Raw genomic sequence first — 3,001 nt, 5'->3', positions numbered from 1 at the left:
CGCACGACGGACACGCGCCGCCCGCGACCGAGCGCCGGCTGCGCCACGCGATCGCCGCGCGCGCGCTGCTCGCCGCCGGCTACGAGGCGCTGGGTCTGGACCAGTTCGCGCTGCCGCAGGACGACCTCGCCCGCGCGCGGCGCCGCGGCCAGCTGCATCACAACCGCCTCGGCTACGTGCCGCAGGCGCCGACCGACCTGATCGGGCTCGGCGTCGGCGCCCGCAGCCGCATCGGCGACGCCTGCTTCCAGAGCTACGAAGAACTCGCGGCCTGGGAGAGTAGCATCGACATGGGCGACCTGCCGGTCTGGCGCGGCCTGCAGCTCGACGCCGACGCGCGCCTGCGCAGCGACCTGCTGCAGGCGCTGCTCTGCGGCGGCCGCGTCGATCTCGCGCAGCTGCAGCAGCAGCACGGCATCGTGTTCGCCGACTATTTCCACGAGGAGCTCGCCGCGCTGCAGCCGCTGCTGGACGCAGGCCTGCTGCAGATCGACGCGCAGGCCCTGCAGCTCGGGCCGCAGGGACGCCTGGCCCTGCCGGCGATCTGCGCGCCGCTCGGCGCGGCGGGACGCCGGTCCTGAAGCTCCGTCCGAATTCTCATCTGGTGGCCGCCTGACGATGTCGCGCCCTTTCCACAGCCCGCTCCATGCCAAGCCCGGTCCGATCACCGACGACGGCGACGAATTCACGTTCTGCAGCAGCTGCGCGTTCGCCGGTGCCTGCCAGGCCGAGGGCTACGACAAGTCCGCGCTGCAGGAACTGCACTGCCTCGTCGAGCACGTCGGCCCCTACCACGCGGGCACGCCGCTGTTCCGCGAGGGCGATCCGTTCAACGCGATCGCCGCGGTGCGCTCCGGCACGGTCAAGACCTACCGCGTCGACGCATCCGGACGCGAACAGGTGCTCGGCTTCTTCCTGCTCGGCGAAGTCATCGGACTGGACGCGATCCACAACGGTCGCTTTCCGTGCAACGCGGTCGCGCTGGACACGGTCAGCCTCTGCCGCTTCTCGTTTCCGATGATGGCGACCCTGGCCACGCGCATGCCCGGCCTGCAGGCGCAGCTGTTCCGGCTGCTGAGCCAGGACATCAACAAGGCCGCCGCGATGGCCGGCGACTTCAGCGCCGACGAGCGCATGGCCGCGTTCGTGCTGTCGATCGCGCGGCGCTTCGCGTACCGCGGCTTCTCGCCGACGCGCTTCGTGCTGAGCATGTCGCGCACCGACATCGGCAACTACCTGAGGCTCGCCGCCGAGACGGTCTCGCGCGTCGTGCGCCGCTTCCAGGACGACGGCCTGCTGCGCGTGGACCGTCGCGAATTCGAGATCCTCGATCTGCCGCGGATGCAGCAGCTCGCGCGGCCGGTGCTGCGCGAATAGCGCGGCGCTTGACCGCGATCAGGGCGCTGCCCTCGCCCGCCGCCTAGAGTCGCCGCGTCGCCGCCCGATGGCGGCACTCCGCAGCCGCGCTGCCTGCCGCCGGATTCCGGCAACGGCAGCCGGCCGTGACCGTGAACGGTCACCGGGGTCGGCGGGAAACGGCCGGCCTTTCCCGACCTGGAAAGGAGTGGCAGATGGCATCCCTGGTCGACCGCTACGGTCGGCGCTTTCCGTACCTGCGGCTCTCGCTGATCGAGGCCTGCAATTTCCGCTGCAGCTATTGCCTGCCGCAGGGCTATCGTCCGCGCCCCGGGCTTGCGCCGCCGCTGGCCCTGGCCGAGATACGCCGCCTGATCGACGGCTTCGCACGCCTGGGCATGAGCAAGGTGCGGCTCACCGGCGGCGAGCCCAGCCTGCGCCGCGACCTCGGCGAGATCATCGCCGCGATCGCCGCCGTGCCCGGCGTGGCCAAGGTCGCGCTGACGAGCAACGGCGTGCTGCTGCAGCGGCGCATCGCCGACTGGCACGCCGCCGGGCTGACCCATCTCAACGTCAGCGTCGATGCGCTGGACCGCGCGCGCTTCGCCGCGATCACCGGCCACGATCGCCTGCCCGTCGTCCTCGACGGCATCGACCGCGCGCTCGCGCTCGGGCTCGCGGCGGTCAAGCTCAACGCGGTGCTGCTGCGCGGGCTCAACGACGACCAGCTGCCGGCCTTCCTCGACTACCTGCGCACGCGCGACGTCGGCCTGCGCTTCATCGAGCTGATGCAGACCGGCGACAACCGGGCCTATTTCCGCCGCCACCACTACCGCGCCGAGGCGCTGGAGCGCGAGCTGCAGGCGCAGGGCTGGAGCCTGCAGCCGCGCGCGGCGGACGCCGGCCCGGCGCGCGACTACGCGCACCCGGACTACGCCGGACGCATCGGCATCATCGCGCCGTATTCGCGCGATTTCTGCGCCGGCTGCAATCGCCTGCGCGTCACTGCGGGCGGCGACCTGCGCCTGTGCCTGTTCGGCAACGTCGGCATTCCGCTGCGCCCGCTGCTGCAGGCCGACGCGCAGGCCGGCGAGCTGCAGGCCGCGCTGACCCGCCAGCTCGGGCTCAAGTCCGCCGGCCACGGCCTGCATCGCGGCGAGACCGGGCTCACGCCGCATCTCGCATCCCTGGGAGGCTGAACCATGTCGTTGCTGGACGTCGATGCCGCGCTCGCGCTGATCCGCGCCGGTCTGCAGCGCGGTCCCGCTGAATCGCTGGCGCCGCGCGCGGCGCTCGGCCGCGTGCTCGCGCAGCCGGTGCGCAGCGGCGAGGACCTGCCGCCATTCGACAACGCGGCGATGGACGGTTTCGCGCTGCCGCTCTGCGCGCGCACGGCCCGCGCCGGCGAGGAATTCGCCGTGTGCGGCGAGCAGGCCGCCGGCGACGCCGCGCGGACCGCGCAGACGGCCTGCGCCATCATGACCGGCGCGCGCCTGCCCGAGGGACTGGATGCGGTGGTCCCGGTCGAACAGGTGCGCGTGCTCGCCGCGGATGCGGCCGGCCACGTCGAGCGCATCGCGCTGGCCGCCGACGTGGCGCCGGGCCAGCACCGGCGGCGCCGCGGCGAGGACATCTGCCGCGGCGA

3 protein-coding genes, 1 pseudogene and 1 riboswitch are annotated in these 3,001 nt (G+C 73.0%); all 4 genes and pseudogenes read left to right on the top strand.

Features of this window, described 5'->3' with window-relative positions:
• Positions 1 to 581: oxygen-independent coproporphyrinogen III oxidase (locus NON22_RS22570; protein ID WP_484600514.1), on the top strand; the 581-nt coding region annotated here is incomplete at its 5' end.
• Positions 582 to 618: 37 nt separating this feature from the next.
• On the top strand, positions 619 to 1,377 hold the full coding sequence (locus NON22_RS22565; RefSeq protein ID WP_257389240.1) for a cyclic nucleotide-binding domain-containing protein: 759 nt from the start codon (positions 619 to 621) through the stop codon (positions 1,375 to 1,377).
• A gap of 64 nt (positions 1,378 to 1,441) precedes the next feature.
• Positions 1,442 to 1,581: riboswitch (molybdenum cofactor riboswitch) on the top strand.
• Complete coding sequence (moaA, locus tag NON22_RS22560) at positions 1,572 to 2,555, top strand: GTP 3',8-cyclase MoaA (RefSeq protein ID WP_257389239.1); 984 nt, start codon at positions 1,572 to 1,574, stop codon at positions 2,553 to 2,555. It overlaps the preceding riboswitch by 10 nt.
• Before the next feature lie 3 nt (positions 2,556 to 2,558).
• Positions 2,559 to 3,001 (top strand): annotated as a pseudogene (locus NON22_RS22555) (molybdopterin molybdenumtransferase MoeA); the annotation flags it as partial.

This window comes from Tahibacter caeni, from assembly GCF_024609805.1.
GTDB classification, from domain to species: Bacteria; Pseudomonadota; Gammaproteobacteria; order Xanthomonadales; family Rhodanobacteraceae; genus Tahibacter; species Tahibacter caeni.
The sequence above is the reverse complement of the archived record's forward strand: the minus strand, read 5'-3'. Positions and strand labels throughout refer to the sequence as shown.